The 24,169-nt window shown below is 41.8% G+C and carries 19 protein-coding genes and 1 tRNA gene; 12 read left to right on the top strand and 8 right to left on the bottom strand.

The genetic code is table 11. From position 1 onward, the window contains the following. The first annotated feature begins 70 nt into the window (after positions 1 to 70). From HW279_RS03455 to HW279_RS03410, 10 genes are all read left to right on the top strand, one after another. On the top strand, positions 71 to 388 hold the full coding sequence (locus tag HW279_RS03455; protein WP_111972128.1) for a hypothetical protein: 318 nt from the start codon (positions 71 to 73) through the stop codon (positions 386 to 388). Then, positions 379 to 1,293: a ribonuclease Z gene (locus tag HW279_RS03450; protein ID WP_178957974.1), complete on the top strand. Its 915-nt coding sequence runs from the start codon at positions 379 to 381 to the stop codon at positions 1,291 to 1,293. The genes HW279_RS03455 and HW279_RS03450 overlap by 10 nt, the downstream gene beginning before the upstream one ends. Positions 1,294 to 2,003: 710 nt before the next feature. Continuing rightward, entirely contained in the window at positions 2,004 to 3,113 is a 1,110-nt protein-coding gene (locus HW279_RS03445; protein WP_178957973.1) for a beta-ketoacyl synthase N-terminal-like domain-containing protein, read from the top strand. An 88-nt stretch (positions 3,114 to 3,201) separates the two neighbouring features. Then, positions 3,202 to 3,405, top strand: a complete 204-nt coding sequence (locus HW279_RS03440) for a 3-phosphoshikimate 1-carboxyvinyltransferase (protein WP_255493794.1) — start codon at positions 3,202 to 3,204, stop codon at positions 3,403 to 3,405. Beyond that, on the top strand, positions 3,389 to 3,799 hold the full coding sequence (locus HW279_RS03435) for a type II toxin-antitoxin system VapC family toxin (protein ID WP_317165710.1): 411 nt from the start codon (positions 3,389 to 3,391) through the stop codon (positions 3,797 to 3,799). Before HW279_RS03440 ends, HW279_RS03435 begins: the two co-directional genes overlap by 17 nt. Before the next feature lie 3 nt (positions 3,800 to 3,802). Beyond that, positions 3,803 to 4,345, top strand: a complete 543-nt coding sequence (locus HW279_RS03430) for a 3-oxoacyl-ACP synthase (protein WP_178957971.1) — start codon at positions 3,803 to 3,805, stop codon at positions 4,343 to 4,345. A gap of 75 nt (positions 4,346 to 4,420) precedes the next feature. After that, the gene (locus HW279_RS03425) at positions 4,421 to 4,678 is read left to right on the top strand and encodes a phosphopantetheine-binding protein (RefSeq protein WP_178957970.1); all 258 of its coding nucleotides are present in this window, start codon (positions 4,421 to 4,423) and stop codon (positions 4,676 to 4,678) included. Positions 4,679 to 4,680: 2 nt separating this feature from the next. After that, positions 4,681 to 5,877 (top strand): beta-ketoacyl-[acyl-carrier-protein] synthase family protein, encoded by a 1,197-nt coding sequence (locus HW279_RS03420; RefSeq protein ID WP_178957969.1) that lies wholly within the window; start codon positions 4,681 to 4,683, stop codon positions 5,875 to 5,877. Between the two features lie 200 nt (positions 5,878 to 6,077). Further along, positions 6,078 to 6,512: a hypothetical protein gene (locus HW279_RS03415; RefSeq protein WP_178957968.1), complete on the top strand. Its 435-nt coding sequence runs from the start codon at positions 6,078 to 6,080 to the stop codon at positions 6,510 to 6,512. A gap of 123 nt (positions 6,513 to 6,635) precedes the next feature. Continuing rightward, positions 6,636 to 7,232 (top strand): ribonuclease HII, encoded by a 597-nt coding sequence (locus HW279_RS03410; RefSeq protein ID WP_178957967.1) that lies wholly within the window; start codon positions 6,636 to 6,638, stop codon positions 7,230 to 7,232. A 63-nt stretch (positions 7,233 to 7,295) separates the two neighbouring features. Here the strand turns inward: HW279_RS03410 and HW279_RS11240 are convergent, their stop codons facing one another. The 6 genes from HW279_RS11240 to dut form a co-directional block, all read right to left on the bottom strand. Next, the gene (locus HW279_RS11240; protein ID WP_317165729.1) at positions 7,296 to 8,417 is read right to left on the bottom strand and encodes a restriction endonuclease subunit S; all 1,122 of its coding nucleotides are present in this window, start codon (positions 8,415 to 8,417) and stop codon (positions 7,296 to 7,298) included. Further along, complete coding sequence (locus tag HW279_RS03400) at positions 8,414 to 10,435, bottom strand: class I SAM-dependent DNA methyltransferase (RefSeq protein ID WP_178957966.1); 2,022 nt, start codon at positions 10,433 to 10,435, stop codon at positions 8,414 to 8,416. Before HW279_RS03400 ends, HW279_RS11240 begins: the two co-directional genes overlap by 4 nt. An 88-nt stretch (positions 10,436 to 10,523) precedes the next feature. Further along, positions 10,524 to 11,792: a murein hydrolase activator EnvC family protein gene (locus HW279_RS03395; RefSeq protein WP_009409901.1), complete on the bottom strand. Its 1,269-nt coding sequence runs from the start codon at positions 11,790 to 11,792 to the stop codon at positions 10,524 to 10,526. Between the two features lie 96 nt (positions 11,793 to 11,888). Continuing rightward, positions 11,889 to 12,665 (bottom strand): DUF4292 domain-containing protein, encoded by a 777-nt coding sequence (locus HW279_RS03390; RefSeq protein WP_178957965.1) that lies wholly within the window; start codon positions 12,663 to 12,665, stop codon positions 11,889 to 11,891. Positions 12,666 to 12,702: 37 nt separating this feature from the next. Beyond that, entirely contained in the window at positions 12,703 to 13,350 is a 648-nt protein-coding gene (locus HW279_RS03385) for a hypothetical protein (RefSeq protein ID WP_255495762.1), read from the bottom strand. Between the two features lie 10 nt (positions 13,351 to 13,360). Further along, the gene (gene dut / locus HW279_RS03380) at positions 13,361 to 13,798 is read right to left on the bottom strand and encodes a dUTP diphosphatase (protein WP_178957964.1); all 438 of its coding nucleotides are present in this window, start codon (positions 13,796 to 13,798) and stop codon (positions 13,361 to 13,363) included. Between the two features lie 1,153 nt (positions 13,799 to 14,951). Between dut and HW279_RS03375 the strand changes: the two genes are divergently transcribed. Continuing rightward, positions 14,952 to 16,460 carry a GH3 auxin-responsive promoter family protein gene (locus HW279_RS03375; RefSeq protein WP_178957963.1) on the top strand — a complete coding sequence of 503 codons (1,509 nt, stop codon included), beginning with the start codon at positions 14,952 to 14,954 and terminating at the stop codon, positions 16,458 to 16,460. 62 nt (positions 16,461 to 16,522) lie between these two features. On the opposite strand, the gene HW279_RS03370 is transcribed toward HW279_RS03375, so the two are convergent. Together HW279_RS03370 and HW279_RS03365 are read right to left on the bottom strand one after the other, a co-directional pair. Then, positions 16,523 to 20,764 (bottom strand): cobaltochelatase subunit CobN, encoded by a 4,242-nt coding sequence (locus HW279_RS03370; RefSeq protein WP_178957962.1) that lies wholly within the window; start codon positions 20,762 to 20,764, stop codon positions 16,523 to 16,525. A gap of 937 nt (positions 20,765 to 21,701) precedes the next feature. Beyond that, positions 21,702 to 21,775 (bottom strand) — tRNA-Ile (locus HW279_RS03365). A gap of 176 nt (positions 21,776 to 21,951) precedes the next feature. Here HW279_RS03365 and HW279_RS03360 point away from each other — a divergent pair. After that, positions 21,952 to 24,126, top strand: coding sequence for a S9 family peptidase (locus HW279_RS03360; RefSeq protein WP_178957961.1), 2,175 nt, complete (start codon positions 21,952 to 21,954; stop codon positions 24,124 to 24,126). Positions 24,127 to 24,169: the final 43 nt, after the last annotated feature.

Here is a 24,169-nt window from a genome sequence, read left to right as displayed (position 1 = left end):
AGTATTTATTTGAAAAGATTATTTTGTATTTTAAATATTATTCATAACTTTGCGCAAATAATTTTACTCAATGAAAGAAACTACTGTAATTACCCTCACTAAAACGCAACTTCCCTCTTGGGTAGCCGATTTTAATACCAACGAAACTCTTAAAAAACAGCACATCATCATTACCCTGCCCGAAGAGGAACACTGGCTAAAGAAAGACCTCAAACCGCTCGTCGTCTTTGCCCAACAGCACAATCAGCAACATCACAAATCAGTGGTGGTGGTGCAACGTGCCTTAGCGCTCGAAGATTTTGAACTCACCCTGCATATCGCTCCTACCCTCCAAGAGGCGTACGACCTTATTGAACTCGACGAAATAGAACGCGACTTATGGAAGTAACTATCTTAGGTTGTCACAGTGCGACCCCTCGCTCCAATGCCCGCCCTTCGGCACAACTGCTCGAAATGCGCGGTCATCTGTTCCTCATCGATTGTGGAGAGGCTACCCAAATCGCCCTCCGCAATGCCAATGCTAAGTTCTCCCGCATCAAGCACATCTTCATCTCACACCTCCACGGCGACCATTTCTACGGACTCTTCGGACTCATCTCTACTTTCCAACTCCTCGGTCGCGAAGCCGAAATGCACATCTACGGTCCTAAGGGCATCAAAGAAGCCGTTTTGCTCATCCTCAAACTCGGCGGCGCTTATACCCCTTTCCCCTTGCATTTTCACGAGCTATCTTCCAAAACCTCCGAACTCTTATACGAAGACGACAAAGTGCTCGTGCGTACCATTCCGTTGCAACACCGCGTCTATACCAATGGTTTTCTCTTTCAAGAAAAAGAAGGCGAACGTCGCCTAAATATCGACGCAATTGCTGAGTATCCCGAGATACAAACGTGCGACTATCAGAACATCAAAAACGGCAAAGATATAACATTAGAAAACGGCAAAACTATTGCCAATACCGAGCTCACCTTCGACCCTCACCGTCCGCAAAGCTATGCCTATTGTAGCGATACTCTTTATTTCGAAGCTTTGGCTACCGAAATACAAGGTGCAAGAGTCGTGTATCACGAATCTACCTTTTTAAAGATAAACGAAGAACTCGCAGTTAAAACAATGCACTCCACCGCCTATCAAGCAGGACTCACAGCTAAGAATGCCCACGCCGATGCCCTCATTTTAGGGCACTACTCCTCTCGCTATCCCGATGTCAATCTCTTCAAGCAGGAAGCACAAGAAGTCTTTAACAACGTCTTTTTAGCCGAAGATGGCAAAAAGTTCATTTTCGATAATTGACAAACAGAAGAAAACATCACTACATCCCCATTCTTTTGGAAAGCCCTCAATACTTTTCCCGTCCCTACATTCCCCTTTCCCGTTGCTACAATTCCCCCTTCGAAGGTAGCCAGCGACAGCTGGGTATGTGTAAAGGAAGACATTTTCACCACATTCCCCTCGTCATTTGTCATTCGTACCTCGTCATTTCTTCCCTTTTTCCGTCTCCACATTCCCCCTCATTGAGGGGGCTAGGGAGAGGTTTCTTTTGATTTTCCGTCATACTCCCCCTAGTGCCTATGGCCTAAGGCCTAGTGTCTCTTCTCTTTTCTTTCGCCTCGAAACCCTGTTTTTACCATTTTTTGCATCTCTGTATTATATTATGAGTCAATCACTTATATACCCTTTCTATACCAATCGTCCAAGATTTGTATAAGCTTCCTATAAGCTCTCTATAAGCTAACCCCACCCTTCTTACACTCTTTTTTTACCAAAAGATCTCTTAGTCTCCTTTTGAAAATTTCCGTTTCCTTCCGGAAGCTCTAACCAGTCCGATTTGTCCAACAAGTCATACCTATCAAAAACCATTTTTATCACTACCCATTTTCTAATTTTCTAATCTGCTAATTTGCTAATTTTCTATGCCTGTCGTGCTACGACTTGCTAATTTGCTAATTACGTCGTATATTTGCACTTTATATCAAAAGTTTATAAGGCTCCTGCCACCAAAAATGTATATCCAGCATTATAATATAGTAACCCCTTTAGGCTTCGACCTCCCCACCACCGCCCGTTTGTTACTGCGCGAACGCTCAGCTATTGCCCGTTATCCTATGTACGGACAGCTCACCGATGTTTGCCTTTCTAAGATTGGCGACGGAGCTATCGAAAGCCGATTTCAGCAGGTGGTAGAACGCAATGACTTTTCACGCTTAGAAAAGCTTCTGCTCTTGGCAATAGCACCTATTTTTCATAAAATCAAAATCACCCCTCGAACCGCTCTTATCCTTTCCTCTACCAAAGGCAATATTTCAGCGCTTGCCAATGGCGATAGCGCTCCTCTGCTTTCAACTTTGGCTCAAAAAATGGCTAATGCCATAGGGGTAACCACTACTCCCATAGTCGTTTCCAACGCTTGTGTCTCAGGAGCAATGGCACTCTCGGTAGCCGATAGACTCCTAAAAGCCGATGCTTACGATAGTGCCATAGTATTAGCAGGCGATGAGATAAGCGAATTTGTGCTTTCGGGCTTTCAATCCTTTCAAGCGATGAGTGCACAACCTTGCAGACCTTATGATGCTCAACGCGATGGTATTACCTTAGGCGAGGCTACCGCAGTCGCTTATGTAACCCGTGAGGCAACAGGCGCTAAAGCACAACTTTTGGGTAGCAGTTCTATCAACGATGCCAACCATATTTCAGGACCTTCACGTACAGGCGAAGGGCTTTATTTAAGCGTCCTAAACGCCCTCGATGAGGCAAAGTTACGCCCTGAACAAATAGACCTTATCAACGCTCACGGCACCGGTACCCTTTATAACGACGAGATGGAGAGCAATGCTTTTATGCGCGCCGGACTCTTGTCTCCTCCGCTAAACAGCTACAAAGGTTATTTCGGTCATACCTTAGGCACTTCAGGTTTGCTCGAAACCGTACTCACCATCGAATTTGCTCGCCATAAAATCCTCTTAAAGAGCCTAAATTATGAAACCTTAGGCGTTTCGCAGCCCATCAATGTACTAAAACAAACCCAACACACAGAAGTAAAACACCTCCTAAAAACCGCCTCAGGTTTTGGCGGAAGCAACACAGCATTAGCAATAAAAGTGATTAACGATTAGATATTTCCAAAATATCATAAGAAATGTTTACAAATCACGTTAGTATATTAGCAAAATATTTATATCTTTGCAGAAAATAATGAATATTATGGGAACAGATGTTTTAGAAAAGAAAAAAAAGCAAACTACCTTAGACGTAGGTAATAAAAAAATAGGTTTTGCTCTTATAAAAGAAGAAAAAGAAGACTCACATCAAGAAGAAAACCTAGCTACTCTTATAAAAGAAGCCCAAAAAGTGGGAGCCGACCTTTATAAAAAAGGGTTAATTTCTCCTTGTGACCCTATCCGATAAAATGAAAAAGGTAATTTGCGATACGAATGTAATAAGCCGTTATATTCTTAATAGTAGTGCAGAAATAACGATAACCATTGATGAAATTATAGGAATACAAAATATATGCATTACTCCTGTTATTTATATTGAATTGATGAATTGGCTCGCTTTCTATGAGGGTATTGAAAGGGCTAAGCGAATGAAGCTAAAAACAGTAATAAATAGCATTCCAGTAATTAATATCAACGATGATATTTGTAACGTCGCAATGAAACTTGTTTTTCAAAAACCTCATTCAAAAGTTGCCGACACACTGATAGGAGCTACTGCTATTTATTATGATATGAGTATCTATACCTTGAATAAGAAAGATTTTGAACTCATAGGAGCTCCCTTATATAGTATCACTTAAAATATGAAAACTTGTACGATAGAAAATAATACCATAACTCTCAACGACTCTGTGCTTTTCTCCGATAAAAGTACTTCTTTCGTCGATTTCTCAAAAAAAGCCCTCAAAGCCCTGCAAATGGATTATCCTAAGTTCTTCAAAATGGATAATCTCAGCAAGCTCGCTTTTTTAGCAGCCGAAGTCCTCTTGCGTCCGTTTTCGCAGTCGGAGAAAAATAGCGTTGCCCTTGTATTTGCTAATCGCTCTGCCAGCCTCGATACCGACCTTAAACATCAAGCTACTATCTCGAACCCACAGGAATATTACCCCAGCCCCGCTGTGTTTGTTTACACACTACCCAACATCTGCTTAGGCGAGATAAGCATACGCCACCAGTTGAAAACCGAAAACAGTTTTTTTGTATTCGATAGCTACGAGCAAGCTGAACCTTTCCTACAACAGTATAGCCAAGCGCTATTAGCCCAAGGCAAAGCCGAAAATGTGCTAATGGCGTGGGTAGAGTTCTTAGAGGGCGATTATAGAGCCATAGCAACTTTAATAGATTAGTAAAAATTGCCAATTTCCGAAATTTGCTCATTTGCTAATTCTTCACTATCTTTGCCCCCTAATAACTTATTTATAATGGACGCACTTATTTTAGAACTCAAGAACAAGATTATTGAAGTACTCAACTTAGAAGAACTAACCCCCGAGGATATCGATGAAAACGAGCCCCTTTTTGGCACAGGCTTAGCCCTCGACTCTATCGATGCTCTCGAACTTATCGTACTACTCGACAAGAATTACGGTATCCGCTTAGATGACCCTAAAAAAGGAAAAGAAATCTTCCAATCGGTGAAAACAATGGCTGATTACATCACTGCTCACCGCACCAAATAGCGATGCCGAAAAAAGTAGTCATCACGGGAATGGGTATCAACTCTTCGATAGGTAACACTGTCGGAGAGCATTTTTATGCCCTTACCCATCGCCAAGCAGGTATCAGCAAGATTGAAAATGTAGCAACCATTCACGCCGACCACATCAAAGTAGGCGAAATCAAACGCACGAACGCTGAGCTTATTACTGCTTTGCAATTACCCGAAGTGAACGCCTATTCACGCACCTCTCTCTTGGGGATTATCGCCTTACAAGAAGCGATTGCCAATGCTGGTCTTACCTCAAAAGACCTCTCACATAGCGGACTTATTATGGCTTCTACTGTGGGCGGTATGGATATGACCGAAAACTATTTCTTCCGCTATGGCGATGATGAACCCCTGCGACGCTATATCACTACTCACAACATAGGCGAGGTAACTCACCAAATCGCCGATTATGTAGGCATAAAAGGCGTTGTAACCAGCGTGAGTACTGCCTGCTCTTCTTCGGCAAATGCCATCATAACAGCTATCAACCTGCTTCGTACAGGCAGAGCCAACTGTCTCATTGCCGGTGGTGCCGATGCCCTCTCTAAATTTACTATCAACGGCTTTAATACTCTGATGATTCTCTCTGATACCGACTGCACTCCTTTCGACCAACATCGCAAGGGTTTAAACTTAGGGGAAGCAGGTGCTTTTTTGGTATTAGAAACTGAAGAAAATGCCCTACAACGCGGGGCTACTATATTAGCAGAAATCAAAGGGTGGGGCAATGCCAATGACGCTTATCACCAAACAGCCTCCTCCGCCGATGGTGAAGGTGCGTTTTTAGCAATGCAAAAAGCCCTACAAATAGCAGGATTAACCCCTACTGATATCGATTATATCAATGCACACGGTACCGCTACCGTAAACAACGATCTCTCCGAAAGTCGCGCCTTAATGCGTATCTTTGGTGAGCACATCCCTGATTTTAGTTCTACCAAAGCCTTTACGGGACATACTTTGGCAGTAGCTTCGGCAGTAGAAGCGGTATTTAGTGTGTTAGCCTTACAACACGGGGTGGTATTCCCTAACCTCAACTTCAGCACTCCAATGGAAGAAGTTCCCATCCGCCCACAAACCGAACTGAAATACAAACCTATACAGCACGTGCTTTCCAACTCCTTTGGCTTTGGAGGCAACTGCTCAACGCTTATTTTAGGTAAGAGGTAAGAAGTAAGAATTGTCTTATCCTTAAAATAGAGTTGCAGAAAAAACGGTAAAAATATGTGATAGGACAAAGAAAAACAATAGTTTGGCACAGTGATTGTTTTTAGTTTTTTACTCAGATGAAAAGTTAAACTTTATTAATTATTTGTTTGTTTGGTTCTTATTATATAGGTTTGTACTCTAATCTTAAAAGTAATCATATTATGAAACAGACTCTTAAAAACAACTTGATAGTCGTATCGCTTTACATTTTAGCGGGATTTATCTTCAACGGATACCTACCTTATATGTTAGTTGTATTCCTGATACTATCGGCAACAGTTTCTTACTTTTTGTTCAGAAGAAAAAGTAAAGAGGAAACCCGCAAGGGATTATTACTTATGCACGCTCCTTTTCTGTTAATTTTAATGGTAGCTGCTTTGTTTCTCAACAATATAAGGGTAGTACTTCCTTATTTGCTTTTTGTACCTGCTGTTGTATATTTGGTATATTGTGCTATATTTTCAGAAAGAAAAGTTCTGTTTTTTGCAGGAATCATAGCCTTATCTGTTATTAGTGTCGCTACCTACAACGAAATTTCAGGGACAAATGAAATATTTGATGTAAGCTACTACTCGAGATTCATTACACAAAAATAAAATTAAGAAAAACCCGATTTATTACCTAAAGTCGGGTTTTTTATTGCTTTTTATAAGGGGAGGGAGTAGATATTCTTCACTTTTTTACAACTACTTATATCTCTTACCTCTTATCTCTTACCTATGTTGCAATTATTCTATCATTCTTCCTTAGAAGCGGGTACTGATGAGGCGGGGCGCGGCTGTTTGGCGGGTCCTGTAACGGCGGCAGCTGTGATATTGCCCCCCGACTTCAAAAACGACCTCCTCACCGACTCTAAACAACTCACCGAAAAACAGCGCAACCTCCTGCGACCTATCATCGAGCGCGAGGCAGTAGCGTATGCTGTATGTCACGTACTCCCTGCCGAAATAGACGAACTGAATATCCTCCGCGCTTCTATCACGGCTATGCACCGTGCTATTGCTCAGCTGAAAGTAACTCCAGAATTTATTGCGGTAGACGGTAATAAGTTTGTGCCTTACCAGAAAATACCTTACGCTTGTATAGTAAAAGGCGACGGCAAAATACAAACCATCGCAGCGGCTTCGATACTTGCGAAAACCTACCGCGATGCTTATATGGAAGACCTTGCTCAGCAGTTCCCTGAGTACCATTGGGAGCAAAACAAAGGTTATCCCACCCCCGAACATCGCAAGGCTATCGCCGAGCACGGTGCTACTGAGCACCACCGCAAAACATTTCAGTTACTGCCCGTGGAACAGTTGAGTTTGTTTTAGGGGATAGGAAAAGCCAGCTGGGGGGCTGGCTTTTGTTATATTTGTATGGGGGGGTAGGGATTGTTATTTTATGACTTCTTTAGTGGCTTGTATTTTCTTTTCGGCATATAGGACGACTTCTTTGATGACTAATTTCTCGATAGTGCGAACTAAGTTTTGCATAAAGTTGTAATCAATCTCTCCGTTATGGGTAGGGAGGGTGATTTTAGTAGCGTTCATAGCCTCTCGATTAAATTTTGTGCCATAGTCATATTTATTAGCAGTAGCAATTCGCGATGCGGTAATAATCATATAAGCAATAGCTTTATTAAATACTTTGAATTTAGGCACTAAATGCTGTATATGAGAATACCCAATAAAATCTTTTTCTTGATAAAACATTGTTTCAGCTCCCATAGTAGTATCTGAACAAGTTAAAGTATTTCCTTTGTTATTGGCTTTCATATTGGAGTATCCCATAACACCATTATCAGTTGATGAATTAGATATTAAGGGTATACTACCATTTTTAGAAATAATTACTTCATTGGGTAGTTTATAATATTTTGTAGGATTAATATCAAATAATTCTCCAATGGTAAAATCTTTCCACTGTACTTTATCTAAGCTATTTAGGGTTTCTTCTTCTTGCTCAGTAAGGGTGTAGTCTTTAAGCCCTGTAACGGTTAAGTAAGCTTCCAGCTCAGCTATACGCTGAGCTTCCAGCTCAGCTATAAAGGTTTCCATAAAGGCGAAATCAATGGCTCCGTTATGGGTGGGGAGGGTGATTTTTAAGAAAGGTAGTTTGTCAGTTGCATTTTGAGAATATTCTGTAAATAGGACTTGTAGTTTATTTATAGCAGAAACTAAGAATAATCGTACTTTTTTACTTATTTTACCTTGTTTGAAAGATAAGGCTTTTACTCTTGTTCCGATGTGGAAATCCTCGTTTTGATTTGTAGCATAAAAAACGCCTCTATCGGCTAATGAGATGGTAGTTTGGTGGTTAAATAAAGTTCTGTCTTTTAGAGGTTTTATATATTTTGTAATTCCATTATTTTCGTGTTGATGACTAATAAGGGGTATATTACCTTGTTGGACATCTCTTATAATGACGTCTCTTCCTGTTGCTATTTCGAACAGATCTCCAATTAGAAATTCTGCCCACTTAACTGTTTGGAGTTTTTGTGTTAAGTGGGCGTCTATTTTCCCAAGTGTTCATCGGGGGTGTTTTGGGTTTTCAGTAGGTTGGTTACTTCCCAAGCGAGGTAGTCGGCGACTGTTTTTTTGAAGTCGGCGAGGGTGGGGATGGTGTCGGGGGTTTGGTGTTTTTCAAAGTTCCAATCGTTTCCTTCGGGTGTGATGAAGTCTTCTATATAGGCTTTTTTGAGGTTCCAAAGGGTATTATCGACTTGGGCGCGGTGTCCTGCTTTGTATATTTTGATGATGTCTTGATAGCGCTGTGTAGGGTTGTCTTTTTCTAAAATACCTCGTTTGGTGCGCTTGTGCCCGTCTTCTCTAAAATCGATAAACTTAACAGTTTTTTCGTAGTCGTGAGGGGTGTGTGCTTTGAAGATGTAGATGGAGGTTTGTACTCCTGCCATTGGCATAAAGAGGTCGACGGGCATTTTGATAGAGGCGAGTAGGGTGTGTTTTTTGAGGATTTCTCGGGCTGTTTTGATGGCTTCTCCGCTTCCTGCACTGTCTTGAATGATGATGGCGCCTAAGCCGTCTTTTTGCATTTTATCTAATCCGTAGGCAATAAATGGGAGTCCTTTTTCTTCGAAGGAGAAAGGGGGGTTGAGCAGTACTCTGTCGGCATTGAAGTCGGTAAAGAGGTATTCGGGGCGGTTGAAGGCGGAGCCTTTTTCTATTCGGCTGGAACCGTCGCCACGGAGTATCATATTGGTGGTGGCGAGCGTATACATTTCGGCATTAAGCTCAATACCGAGTAGGTTGTTTTTTTTGAGATGGTTTATTTTTTCTTGTGCTTTGGTGGTGTTTTTTCCGAATTGAGTATTTACGTTTTCGATCATTAGCTCCATTGCGGATACGAGGAATCCGGCGGAGCCTGTGGCTAAGTCCATCACTTTGTTATCGCTAGTGATATTGAGTATTTGTGCCATCATTTTGGTGATGTAGGGGGGTGTTAGGACGATGCCTAATTCTTTGCCATCGCCTAATGCGTATTTTAGGAATTCGGAATACATTTCGCCCATAATATCGATATGCCCTCCTAATCCGTCGATGGATTTGAAGATGTATTCGTAGATGAATGTGAAGACTTGTTTGCTAACGGAGGCTTTACCGTTTATAAATTCGGCTACTTCTTTGTGGCAGTTGGTCAACTCATCGCGTTGTGCGTCTTTGGATATTTCGCTAAAGGAGGCGAGCATTAGGTTTTTCTTTTCTTCGGGGATTTGGCGTACATCAAGGAAGGCTTTTATTTGGTCTACGATTTTTTTGCCGTCTCTTTTGGTGGCAGTTTGTGAGCCTTGTAGGTCGTCGGGGGTTAAGCCGTATTCTTTATTGCCATTGAGGTCTTCAATATCTTGCATAGAAAGGAGCATTCCTGATACATAGAGTACGCGTTGGGGTGCGGTTATGTTATGGCTATGTATTAGTTTGTTTAACTTTTTGGCATACCATTGTAGGGTGGCTTGGCTTTCAATGAGGATTTGGTGTTTTTCTTCTTCGCTGAGGACAGCTTCTTTGTAGAAAGCTTGGAAAGAGGCTTTATTTTCTAAGAAGTCGAGTTCTTTGACGGTTTCAAGCTCTTTATAGGCGTTTTTGGCGGATCCGAATACGTAGTAGACTTTTATTTCTACATTTTGCTGGCTATCTCCGGCGATACCTATGGCGATTACTTCGGTATATTTAGCACTTGCAATCATATTGAAAGCGTAGTGCAGGGCGCCATTTACGGCATATTGGCTAATGGATTTATCATCGAACTTTACTCCGTCTTTGTTTTGAGAGATGAGTTTGGAGTGGTTCAATTTATCTTCGATAATGATGGGGAGGTTATATTTTTCGATATGGAAATCGGGGATTCCGAAATTGGTTTTATTCTTGGTTTTCGCAGAACCTTTTAGGGCTTCTTTTAGGTAGTTGCTCATAGAGGTTTCTTCGTTCCAATCGGTATGTTTTTTTAGGTTTAGGCTATTGAGTTTTTCTTTTACCCAATCGTTTACATCATTTTCTAAAGTCCATTTACTTTTCATAAGTTGTATTTCTTGAGGGGACAAAGGTAGTGAAAATTAGTAAATAGACAAATATAAAAAGCCTCTTCTAAGTGAAGAGGCTTGTAATTTACATTTTATGTATCCAGAATTCGGGGTTGAGGCGGGTAGTATTTTTATATATAAAGAACTTCATTTCGGTCTTGCCATTGCTATCGGTGAAGATTTTGCCAAGAGGCTCTTTGGCTTTTACCTTATCTCCTTTCTTTACATACACATCAGTGAGATTGTAATAAATAGTAATGTAGTTACCGTGTCGCACCTGCACTACTTTGTTACTTCCTGGTATCGATTGTATGGCTGATACTTCACCTTCAAACACACAACGGGCTTCTGAACCCTTTTCAGTAGCAATGGTCACCCCATTATTGTAATGTTGCAACTCAGGATATACAGGGTCGTAATACACCCCAAAACCTTGCGATTTGTAGCCCTTTGCCACTGGCCAAATAAGATTACCCTTGTTGGCTTCGAAGCTATCGGCTACTTTACGCGATTCGGGAGTAAGTACAAAAATAATTTCAGTATTAGAACCTGAGGAAGGGGAAGAAGTAGTTTTAGGAGCATTTTTTCCTCTGTTTAAAGCAGCTAAACGCTCTTTCTCACGTTTATTTGCCTCTATAATAGCTAAACGAATCAGGCGCTGTATTTCGCGGTCGATAGCGTTAGCTTGTTTTTGTTTTTCGCGTATCTGTGCTTCGTAGTTGCGTTCTGCGGCACGGATATTGGTAGCCAACACTTCCAGTTCCTTTTTCTCAGTCTCCAAAGTAGCTTGCTCTTGGCGTTGCTCTTCCAATACTTGGTTTTTAGTATTGCGTTGGGCTACCAAAGTATTGTTGATAGTCTTTATTTTATCAGTCTTTTCTCGTATGAGGCTCACCTGCTCTTTGCGATAGTTGGCATACTGTTTCATATAAGCCAAACGCTTGTAGGCTTGCGAAAAACTTTCGGAAGAGAGCAAAAACAGCAATCGGTTTTGTGCCGACTTACTTTTGAACGACTGTTTGATAATCTTAGCGTATTCGCCTTTGTGGTATTCCAATTCTTTTTTGAGGGTACGCAGTTGTTCCTCGTTGTCAGCTATTTCTTTAGAAAGCAAATTCGCCTGCTGCTGATTGATTTGTATTAGGCGTGTGCGCGCTAATATCTTCTCATTAGCAACTTCTATCTGCTGAATAGTAGTTTTGTGTTGCTGACTTTGTTGTTGGCGTAAAGCGGACATCTGCTTGATTTGTTCGAGCAGTGCCTTCTTGCGTTGTTCTAATTCTTTTTGCTTAGTTTGCGCTGTAAGGAGTAGCGGAAAGCAAAGCAAAAGCAGTGTGATTTTTAGTATATTCATAGGTCGTAGCACGACGGACAGTTTAACGTATTTTTAACTTTGCCAAAGGTGTGAGCCACACAGGCAAGAACTTTGGCAAAGTTTGCGACACATTTGTTACTTGTTTATTGTTATTTCTTTCATTCCCGATGGGATTTTAAAAGGGAAGGACAGTTTTTTATCTAAATCCAATCCTTTGAACTCTAAAGTGATTTGGGTGCTATTCTCTCCCTCGCTGGCAACTATCTTAATGGAGAGAGGTAATAAGAGTTCCCCCACTTGCTGATAGCTGTAAGTTGCTATTGCCTTTTGGTTTGCTCCTAAATGATTTACTTCGGTAACCTCCACACGGTAATTATCAGGAAAAAAGCGGTAAATCACTTCTACGGGCGACTCGCCGGTGACTTCAATATTATAGCGGTTGTTGTCCTCAGGGAGGAGCTTGATAAAACCTTCGCTTTTAAAGTTGAGACTGTAAAGCGCATTGCCTAATAATAGATTCTGTAATTCGTTAAAACCTACATCAATGCCTAATAGTTTGCTGATATAGCTAAAATCACCGCTGAAAAAAGAACTGTCTAAACGGTTATAATATTCGGCTTTTTCGGGGGTGATGAGTGCTTTGGCTACTCCCAAAGGAGCGGATATCCATATTGTTTTGTCTTTCTCCATACGGAAAGATAGAGGTAAACTCTGCTCATTCTTACCGTCTTTATAAGTTACTTGCAGGTTAGCGCTAAGTGTTTTAAAAGCAGGAAACGATTTTAGGTGGCGGTTGATAATTTCTTTGGCTTGTTTATCAACGCTTGTTCTACCAGCGGGGGTTACCACTGCTTGTTTGGTTTTACAGCTCACCAATAGCAAGGCTGTAAGGATTAAGATGATTTTTTTCATAATAATTAATTTGGTGCGAGTTGCACGAGCATTTTGCTTATCTATCAATTTGCCAAAATGTGGGTTCTATATAAAAAACAGTATCAATAAAGAACAAAGAACCATTGCGCGTAAGTACGTTTTCCTCGTGAAGGTCTTCCAAGATTATCCCTAATTCAGGATTGCGATAGTCGTTATTACGTATATTTACAAAACCATTTCTCTCCATAAAAACTTTTACCTCTTCTAATGAAGTAGGGGTGTCAGCTTTTATATATTCTTGCCTTACTACTGCATAAAGGGTATCGTTATCTTTGTAAAAACCTTTTAATTCATAAGCAGTATCAGGGAAAAAATAGTTGTTCAGCAATAAATTGTTGAAATAATCTATCCACGAGGTGTAGTAAATAGCATCGTTGAGTTTTAGTACTTCTTTTTCACTATTTAAATATACTTTTTGCTCTGCACCTTGTGAAAGAAACAAATTCATATCAATATTATTAAACCAAAGTTGCTGCTTCTCTATCCATTGGCAGAGATTCTCTGTTTCTTTATTTTTGACCGACTTTTTTTCTTCAGCCATTCCACTTGAGCTCTTGCTTCCTCTAAGGTAACGGGAGGCTGCTTGGATAGTATCTCCATAGCTAACTTTGCCCGTTCCGCAAATGATAGTTTGTAACTCATATTTCAATTCGTAATTTGTCATTTATAATCTGCTAATTACCTCCGGTGCTTCCGAAGCCTCCGGCACCTCTTTCAGTTTGTGAAAGCTCGGTTACAGTTTCAAAAGTGGCTTTCTCATACTTGGCAAATACCATTTGGGCAATACGGTCGCTGTGGGCAATGGTAAAAGGTTCATTGGATAGGTTTACGATAGGAACTTTTACCTCGCCACGATAATCACAATCGATAGTACCTGGGCTATTGATTACTGTAATGCCGTGCTTGATTGCCATACCGCTACGCGGACGCACTTGTGCTTCATAACCTTCAGGTATTTCTAAGAATAAGCCGGTAGGCACGAGGGTGCGCTCTAAGGGTTGTAAGGTGATGTTGCTGCTAGGCAAATTAGCTCTTAGGTCTACGCCTGCGGCTCCTTCGGTTTGATATGAAGGGAGCTCGTTATTTGATAGGTTTTTTATCTTTACTGTCATTTTTTAGTGAGTTTCAACTTTGGCAAAGTTTGCGGTGTTTATTACTAATTACTTGTTGCGCCACAATTCTTGCGGTGTATTCATTCTTGATGTTTTCTTTTATTATTGGGTGCAAAGATACGACGTAATTAGCAAATTAGCAAGTCGTAGCACGAAAAGGGTTAAAAATTAGGAGCTAGGCCTTAGGGCATAGGCCATAGGCACTAGGAATTGCGACGCAAAAGCGACAGGCAGAGGAAATGAGTAAATTAGGAAATGAGAAAATGAGAAAATGGGGTGTGAGGTTGTATTAGAGGAATGAGGCTGTGCCTCAGAAATCAAACAAAATCAAGGCTATGCCTTGTAAGCCAGCGGAGAGATTGTCAGTTTATTGAACTTTGGCAAAGGTTGTAGCACGACGGGCGGGGAAAAATTAGCAAATTAGCAGATTAGAGAATGAGAAAATGTGGAGGGTTGGAGTATTCGGAAGGAAACGGAATTTTTCAGAAGGAGACTAAGGGGTTTTTTGGTGAAAAAAGGGTGTAAGGAGGGTGGGGTTAGCTTATAGAGAGCTTATAGGAAGCTTATACGAATCTTGGACGATTGGTATAGAAAGGGTATATAAGTAGTTGATTCATAGCATAATACAGTGATGCAAAAAATGGTAAAAACGGGATTTCGAGGCGAAAGAAAAAGAATCCTCACCCCGTTCACATACTCTCCTATTCGGAGACTTCTCCCAAGGAGAGGGGGAATGTAGTGACGGAAAAGCGGAGGAAACCTCCCCTAGCCCCCTCAATGAGGGGGAATGTAGGGACGGAAGGTCGAAGGTAATGAGGTGAAAATATCTTTCTTTACACATATTCGGCTATCGTTGTGTACATACGTGGCTGTCGCTGGCTACCTTCAAAGGGGGAATGTGGTGACGGGGAAGTTGCTTAATGGGGCGGATAGGGGAGGGGGATATTTATGGAATGGACTTTTTGTTATCGGGGGAAGATAGTGCTTAGAGGAGGGTTGCTTGCTGATTATTGAAAAGAATAAGATGTTTAACTTGCAGAAAGACAACAAACCGGCGGAGAAAAGTTACTTTTGTAACTTAATTGTAATAGTAGTTTCTTGTTAGTTCAGAAATAATTATTACTTTTGTCACTTGTAATTTGTTATACAGGATATGCCATTAGCTTTATTCAATTCTATTACTTCGTGGTTTTTAAAACGCCGTATTGACCAAATACAAGAGTTTGTAGAGCACCCACATAAGGTGCAAGAACGTGTGCTTTTGGAGCTTCTCGATGCTGCCAAAGACACTGAACTCGGCAAACTATATAACTTTGCTGAGGTGAAAAACTATGAACAATTCAGTAGAAATACACCATTAGTTTCTTATGAAGCCTTTGAGCCTTACGTAGAAAGGGCAAGACGAGGGGAGCGGAATGTGTTTTGGCATACGCCGATAAAATGGTTTGCCAAGAGCAGTGGGACTACTAATGCTAAGAGTAAGTTTATTCCGGTAAGTGAGGAGGCACTGCAACTGTGCCATTACAAATCGGGGAAGGATATGCTGTGCTTATACCTAAATAACAACGAGGATTCGAATTTGTTTAAGGGCAAGAGTTTGCGACTGGGAGGGAGCAAGCAACTGTATGAACAAAACGGTACTTATTTTGGGGATTTATCGGCGATTTTGATTGAAAACCTGCCTTTTTGGGCAGAATGGAGTTGTACCCCCAGCAACAAAGTATCGCTGATGAGTGAATGGGAGAGTAAGTTACAAGCGATTATCAAAGAGGCGAAAACAGAGAATGTGACTAGTATTGCGGGGGTTCCTTCCTGGATGTTAGTGCTTTTAAATAGGATTTTAGAAGAAACCCAAAAGGAACATCTTTTGGAGTTGTGGCCCAACTTAGAAGTATACTTTCACGGAGGGGTGAGTTTTATACCGTATCGCGAACAGTATAAGCATATTATTCCTTCGGATAGTTTTCGTTATTACGAAATATACAACGCCTCCGAAGGGTTCTTTGCAATTCAAGACCGCAACAATTCGGACGAAATGTTGCTAATGCTCGACTACGGGATTTTCTATGAGTTTATACCGATGGAGACTTTTGGTACTGCGGAGCAAAAGGCAATTCCGCTAAGTGAGGTGGAAATAGGTAAGAACTATGCGATGGTGATTACTACTAATGCCGGTTTGTGGCGTTATATGATAGGAGATACGGTAAGGTTTACTTCGGTAGTGCCTTATAGGATTAAGATTACGGGTCGTACCAAGCACTTTATTAATGTATTTGGAGAAGAGCTCATCGTAGAGAATGCCGAGCGCGCCTTAGAAAAGGCTTGTGAGCAGACAAATAGTCACTTAATAGACTACACGGTAGCGCCTATATTTATGCAAGACAAGCTGAAAGGCGGGCACGAATGGGTAATAGAGTTTGATGCACCTCCTGAGAGTTTGGAGCAATTTACCGAGATATTAGACCGTGAACTGCAAAAACTCAACTCGGATTACGAAGCTAAACGCTACAACAATATGACGCTGAATATGCCCAAAGTGCACAAAGCTCGCACGGGGCTTTTTCACGACTGGCTTAAACACAAGGACAAGCTTGGCGGGCAAAACAAAGTACCCCGACTCTCGAACAGTAGGGAGTACGTGGAGGAGTTATTAAATTTATAATGAAATTAAAAATAGAAAGGCTACCCTATTGGGTAGCCTTTCTTATTTGCTATAACTTTAAATTATCTTCTTCTTTTGCGAATAAAGATGATGAGACCGACGAAAGCGAGGAGCACTATTCCGCCTATCCAAAGGGCGCTGAGCGATACTTTTTCTTGAGGACTTCCGGCAGAGGTTTCTTCTTTTTTGAGGAGTTTAGCATCTTGGGTATTGGCTTGAGCCTGACTGCCTTGGTGCGATTGAGCGAGCTTTTGCTGATACGCTTGGGCATTGGCAGGAGAAGCCTTTTTGCTGATATAATCCTGCAACTTCTTATTTTCGGAAGAGAATTGAGAAGAGCTTACACCGAATTGCTTGGTGAGGTCGGTATGGATATCGGCAAGTTTACTGATTTGAGCATCGGAGGCTTTCCACATACCTTTGCGGGTAGCTTCGAGCATTACAGCAGTTACCTCTTGCAAGGCTGCTACGTTCTCTTTCTTTATAAAATCGGTGATGCCCAGGTGATGTTTATCTTCTATATAAGTATTATATACCTCATTCCACATTGCATCGTCGATGAGTTCGGGGCGAGTAGCTTCCCAACCGTGCATATTAGTAACGATTTCGGCTATTTGCCCGGCACTTGAAGCCTTACCCTTCATCATTTCTTTGATGTATTTAGGATTGAATATTGTACTGCGAGCTTCGACCCCTACGGCTTCTTTGAGTTCTTGCACGTGCATATTCTTATGGTTGCGATAATCGGCGAGGTAGGCATCGGGGTCTTTGCCGTTTACTTCTTTGATAGCAGCATTCATACCCCCCATAAACTCGTAGACGTGGTCGAGGCTAAGCGCTCCCCAAGTGTTGTTTTGGCGAGGCTGAATGAGCACATCGGCGTTCTTGATAGCGGCGCGGAACATACCTTCTTGGAACTTGCTCCAATTGTCTTTACTGCCGTAGAAAGCGCCCATATTATGCATATAAACCTCAGCGATATCCTTTTGAGTTTCCCATTTATCGCCGGAATTAATCAACTCCTTAGTGCCTGTATCATAACGACCTTGCAAGCCACCAAAGATACGTTCGGTAGAAAGTTCGCGGGCTTCTTTGGGCGATACTCCGGCTTCTACCAATTGTTTTTCGATATCTACACTACCTGCGCTCACTTCATTGGCATATGCTTCCTCAGGAAGAGCTGATACCATTTGAATGGCTTTGGTAAGCAAGAACAAACGAGAAGCTGCTAAATCGCGGAACTGACCTGAGGTTTGAATCACTACATCGATACGAGGGCGACCCAACTCTTCAGAAGGAATGACGCGCACATCGCCTACACGACCAAAGCTATCCCATACGGGTTCAACACCTAACATATACAAGGCTTGGGCGATAGATACACCTTCGGTTTCTATAAATTCGGAACTCCAAAAAGTATAGGCTATCTTCTTGGGATATTCGTGGTGTTTGGTTTGGTATTCACTAATTACATTTTGGGCTAAAGCCACACCTCTATCCCACGCGAGTTTAGACGGTGTACTTTCGGCATTCACCCCATAGAGGTTATGACCAGTAGGTACACCTTTAGGATTGGCTACTGCATCACCTCCTGAGGAAGGAGGGGTGTAACCACCATTTAGAGCATTGAAGAAAGCCTTTTCTTCTAAACGCGGACTGTTTTGCAAGGCGTCTTTATAGAGCGCTACATTGGTAATGGTTCTTTCGATATCTACCAAGGCACGTGCATAATCTATCTTAGCCTTTTGAGCGTTGAGAGCAGCCAGCTCTTCCTTAGTAAGAGGCTTGCGGTCTTCTTTTTTGGCTGGAGCTTTGATTTTGGTAGGACGACCTACGGCATCAGGTTTCTTAGCAGTAGCCGAAGCTGTGGCTGTTGTGTGAGTAGCAGTAGCGGTTGCTGAAGCCGTAGCTTGTTTTTTCATCTGCTGTTGTAAGAAATAAGGCATACCACTTCCTTCTTCTTTAGCCATTGTAGCTTTGGCTTTTTGCAAATCGTCAGCAGAGATATGAGCATAGTTGCAAATCAGTTCAGTAGTAACTGGTTTGCCTGCGAGTATTTGGTTTACTAAGCTCTTAGCAGGGTTTAGATAATGAGTTGTGAAAAAGGCTTTGCGTTTAAGGTCGGCTTCGGTAACTTTACCGTGGTACTTATCTAAGGTAGCCAAACTGTACGCAATAGGGTCGGCACTCATAGCCAAGACGGTAGAATTAATTTTATCAGGAGTATAAGGGACTCCCATTACGTAGTATTCGCCATTAATCTTCTCGGTGGCAATCTCTTCGGCGAAGTTAGCAAGGCGGTCGATTTCGGCTTCGGTGTACGGTTTGGAGAGGATACTATCCAAACGCAAATCACGATGTAAGCCCATTGTTACGGCTAACTTTTTGATATGTAACCCAATGGTTTGTTTATCGATAGGGTTCTTTGCTTTCTGATAAGAAAGAATGGTGTTCTCTAAATTATTGAAGGTATTGCGCATATCGCTTTCGGTGAAAGCAGGGGTAAGATAAGACACAATACTGCCGTACGAACGGCGTTTTGCCATCATCGCTTCGCCTATATTTCCGATAGTATAATAGTAGAAATGTGGTACGGTACCCACACAGATATCTGCCCAATCGTAATCGGAGAGGGCTACTTGTTTATTAGGGGTGAACTCCAATGAGCCGTGTGTACCGAAGTGAATGAGCGCATCGGCTTTTAAGCCGTTTTGTATCCAAAGATATGCCCCCATATAGGCATAAGGAGGGATTTCTTTTACGCCGTGCAACACTTTAAAATCATCATCAGTACTAATAGCGGCAGGAGGTTGAGGGAGAATGGTGATATTACCGAAAGTGAGTTGGGCTACTGCCAGATAATTTTTACCGTCCTTAGAAGTGTTGAGGTAAGAGCCCGGTACGGCGCCGTTCTTTTCGATTACTTGTTTATAGAGTTTTTCGGGTAAAGTTTTTTTGAGCCAAGCATCTAATTCGTGAGCTTCTACCAAAGCAGGTGCACCTGTATTGATGAACTTTTCGATATCGCCTTTGGCATTGGCTCTATAAGTATTGGCGTGCGTGAGCAGTAGCTGATTGAATTCGGCTTGTGTAGCGGGGAGCGTTCCTACGTTATAACCTTCGTTTTTGAGTTGATGTAAAAAGCGGAATAGTGAAGGTTCGACCTCCAACCCTTGAGCGGCAGCAGGAGTAAGCCCCACACCTTTAAAGTAAACAATCGCCAACTTCTTGTCGGCATTAGGTTTACGTTTTAAATCGGTGAAGTTATGAATGATTTTGGCGAACTTCCGGGCGCGGTTCTCGATAGTGTTGAGGAAGTAATAACCTTGTTTGTTTTGTTCTTGGGCAATCACTACATAAGGATAGAGCGCCCCGTCTAACTCGGGCATTACAATGGTTTGCCCCATAAAGCCGCCCGACATACCCATAGGGTCTTTTTCCCAATCGTCTTTCATTGCTAAGACCGATAATCCCGTGAAGAGGGGTACGTTGTGCTCCTTAGCCCAATTGATAAACAGTTCGGGTTGCCCCATCATCATTTGTCCGTGAGGAAAATAAACAATGGCATCGGGATTGATTTCGGTAAGGAAGTCGATGCGTTTTTCTTGAGCGGTGAAAGGATAGACGTTCATACCCTCGTTCTGCAAGGCGTTTATTACCCCATTGAGGTGTTCTTTATTTCCGCCAAAAGGCTCGTGTAAGCCTGCTACTATGGCGATGCGAGGAGCGCCTTCTTTATAGAAATTATTCTTCTGAATATACTCTTGATATTCTTTAAGGGAGCTGAAAGAACGCTCGTCGTCTAAATGAAAGTAGACGTTTTCTTTGCGTTCGATAGGCGGTGCAGGTTCGGTAGCAAACCATTTCTTGTCGATATATTTGCGGACATAACGAACGAGGTTTTGGTAGTTTGCCTTATTGCCACTCATCAGATAGTCGCCTACGTGTTTGAGTTCGGTTTCGTTGAGGCTACTGATATCGTTATCGGGATTGGTAACGGCGAAACTGTGAAAAGGCACGCGGTTAGCAGCATCGATGAGCTGATTGCGCTGTTCGTCGCTAATTTTCAGTCCCATTGCCCATACGAGGACGAAGTCGTAGTTTTTGAGTTTATCGAGTTGGTCGAGGGGGACTTCTTCGATTTTGATAAACTTATCGGAATTAGAAAGGGCGATATTGGACGCCTGATAGCTGATGAAGTTCACCAATGCGATACGGGTGGGGGCGATGTATTTTCGCCATACGAAATAACCTGCTATTACTATAAGGAGCAGGGCAATGATGGATAGAATCTTTTTTTTCATCTTATTTGCTGTGGGTCGTAGCACGACAACAGATTGTTTTATAAATTAGACAAAAAGGTTTTATGTGAACAGGTGAGGCTGTGCCTCAGAAATTAAGCAAAATCAAGGTAATGCTTTGTAAAATGCTTGCTTTTAACGTGAGTTCGATGTAAGAAAAGTGTAGCTTACGCTACAGAAATCTTACAAATCTTTAAAAAAATCGAGCAAATGAACAGCTTCGCTGTTTTTAAGTCTCGCACAAATTACACGAATAGTCTTTCAATTGACAATTGTGATGTGTACCGATGGGTAATTTAATTAATAGATTTATAGATTGCCTTTATATTAGGTTAACATTAATGTAATGAAAACTTCGGTGCAAAGATAAGAAAATTATTTTGAATAATAATAAATAGTGAAAAAAAGGTGCGAGCCGCACAGGCAGTCGTAGCACGACAGGCTATTAACTTTGCCAAAGTTTGAGATGAAAAAGCGATGTGTTGGGACTGTTAGGAGAATTCGGAAGGAAACGGAGAAGTTCGGAAGAAGGGAGGGAGAGATTTTGGTGAAAAAAGGGTGTAAGGAGGGTGGGGTTAGCTTATAGAGAGCTTATAGGAAGCTTATACGAATCTTGGACGATTGGTATAGAAAGGGCATGTAAAAAGTTGATTAATAGTATAATACAGCGATGCAAAAAACGGTAAAAACGGGGTTTCGAGGCGAAAGAAAGAGGAAGAGGCACTAGGCCTTAGGGCATAGGCACTAGGAGGGAGTGTGACGAAAAAGGGGAAGAAAAATTAGAGAATTAGCAAATTAGAAAATTAGTAAATGAGGAGGTGTGGGGTCTTAGGGCATAGGTATTAGGGGGGAATGTGGTGACGGAAAATATAGTTAAACCGAAGTTGGGGTATAATAAAAAAGCACTTACAAATGTTTGTAAGTGCTTTTGTTTTGAGGGTGGTCCCAGTTGGGCTCGAACCAACGACCCTCTGATTATGAGTCAGATGCTCTAACCAGCTGAGCTATGAGACCTGTCTGTTTTTAATTAAGACGGTGCAAAAGTAGTATTTAAAAATGAATTGACCAAATTTATAGGGATTTTTTTCGAGAAAAAGGGTAAAAATAAGTGGTGAAGGCTTTGGCTATTTGAAGAGAATGTTTTATTTTTGCGCTGTAAAAACAATTCATTACATTGGTAAAACTGAATTATGAAAAGAGTTATTACTTCGCTATTCGTAGCTTTTATTACGCTTTCGGCGTTAGCTCAAGACCGTAAACTGACGGTTGCCGAAGCGGTTTTTCACGCGGTACAAGACCCTTCTTCTGAAATGGGATACCGCTTGCTCTCTCCTGAAACTTTGGATAATTTGCAATGGATTGAGGGCACTGACCTGTATCTGTACAGCAAAGGTGATACGTATGAGATTTTCAACCCCAAAGGTGAAAAAGTGGGCGCTATTGGCAGTGAGCTCACAATGGGGTTTGAGTGGTTGCAAAGCTACTTGCGAAACAGCGGTTCGTTGCCTCCTATCACCTATATCGGTAAAGAGGAAATGGTTTTAAAAGTGGATAATACTTATTACCGTTACAATTACGAGCGCAAGAATGTGCTCAGTAGTATTACGCTACCCAAAGGGGCTGAAAACGCTGAATACAATCCTCTTACAAAATCAGTGGCATATACCTTAGATAATAATTTGTATTTGGCTACTGAAAAGAATGAAAAACAAGCGGTCACTGCTTTTACTGATGCGAATATTGTAGCGGGTAAATCGATTCACCGCAACGAATTTGGCATTAATAAAGGTATATTCTTTTCGCCTAAGGGCAATTATTTAGCTTTCTATCAGAAAGACGAAAGCAAGGTGGCTGATTACCCTTTGGTGGATATTACCACTACTCCTGCTACCTTAAAAGCGATTAAATACCCGATGGCAGGTCAGCCGAGCGAGCAGGCAGCAGTAGGGATTTACGATTTCCAAAGCGGGAAGGTTTCTTATTTAGACATCAACACTACCGATGAGCACTTTCTCACGAATTTGGCTTGGAGCCCTGATGAGCGATATATTCTTTTGGCTGAAATAAACAGAGCGCAGAACCACTTTGCCTTAAACCGTTACGACGCACGTACGGGCAAAAAGGTAAATACAATTTTTGAAGAGCGCAATGCTAAATGGGTAGAGCCTGAAAAGCCTGCTGTGTTCTTGCCTAACAACGCAAATGAGTTTTTATGGCTAAGCGAGCGCGATGGTTTTACAAATGTATATCATTACAATGTGAACGGTAAACTCATTAAGCAAGTTAGCAATTTCCGTTGGGTAGTGCAAGATATTTTAGGTTTCGACGCACAAGGGAAATACGTGTTTATCACCGGTACAGGTGCTGACCCACGTGAGCAACATTGCTTTAAGATAGAGCTTAAAAACCCTAAAAAGGTGACTGCTCTTACTCCCGAAGCAGGAACTCATAACGTACAGCTGAGCAGTGACGGGAAATATCTTTTGGATAGCTATAGCAGTATCAGCGTTCCACAAAATATAGACCTTGTAAATACGGATAAAGGCAGTAGACAGCGTTTGCTTACGGCTAAGAATCCGCTGGAAGGTATTGCAGTAGGTACTACTGAGTTTGTAACGCTGAAAGCCGAAGACGGTACGCCTCTTTACGGTAAATTGCACAAACCTAAGACTTTTGACCCTAATAAAAAGTACCCTGTGCTGATTTATGTATATGGAGGACCACACGCCCAACAGGTGAAGAACGAATGGTTGGCAGATACTTACTTGTGGTTACACGCTTTTGTAGAAAACGAACAGTATATTGTGTTTACCTTAGACAACCGCGGTAGTGAAAACAGAGGTTTTGCTTTTGAGAGCGTAATCCACCGTCGTTTGGGAGAAATAGAGGTAAAAGACCAGCTTAAAGGGGTGGATTATTTGAAGAGTCTGCCTTATGTAGACGGCAATAGGATAGCAGTGCACGGGTGGAGTTTTGGAGGATTTATGGCTTCGAGCTTGCTCACTCGTCACCCTGAAATATTTAGAACTGCTGTGGCAGGAGGGGCTGTAACCGATTGGAAGTATTACGAAGTGATGTATGGCGAGCGCTATATGGACACCCCACAAGAAAACCCAGAGGGTTACGAGAATAGCCGAGTGGGCAAATACCTCACGAATTTGAAGCGCCCTCTACTATTTATTCACGGCAGTGTAGACGATGTTGTAGTACCTCAGCACCTGATGAGTATTACGCGTGAGTCTATCAAGAAAAACGACTTTATAGAGTTATTTATCTACCCGATGCACGCACACGGTGTACGGGGTACTGACCATATCAATCTTACAGAAAGAATTATTGATTATGTGAAGAAACACAATCAGTAGTTATCAGAGGATAAGCGAAGGGCTGCCGGCATTGCCGACAGCC

Origin of the sequence: Capnocytophaga sp. oral taxon 903 (genome assembly GCF_013394785.1) — a bacterium.
Taxonomy (GTDB): domain Bacteria; phylum Bacteroidota; class Bacteroidia; order Flavobacteriales; family Flavobacteriaceae; genus Capnocytophaga; species Capnocytophaga ochracea.
Note: the sequence above shows the minus strand (reverse complement) of the source record. Positions and strands in the feature narration are given on the sequence as shown.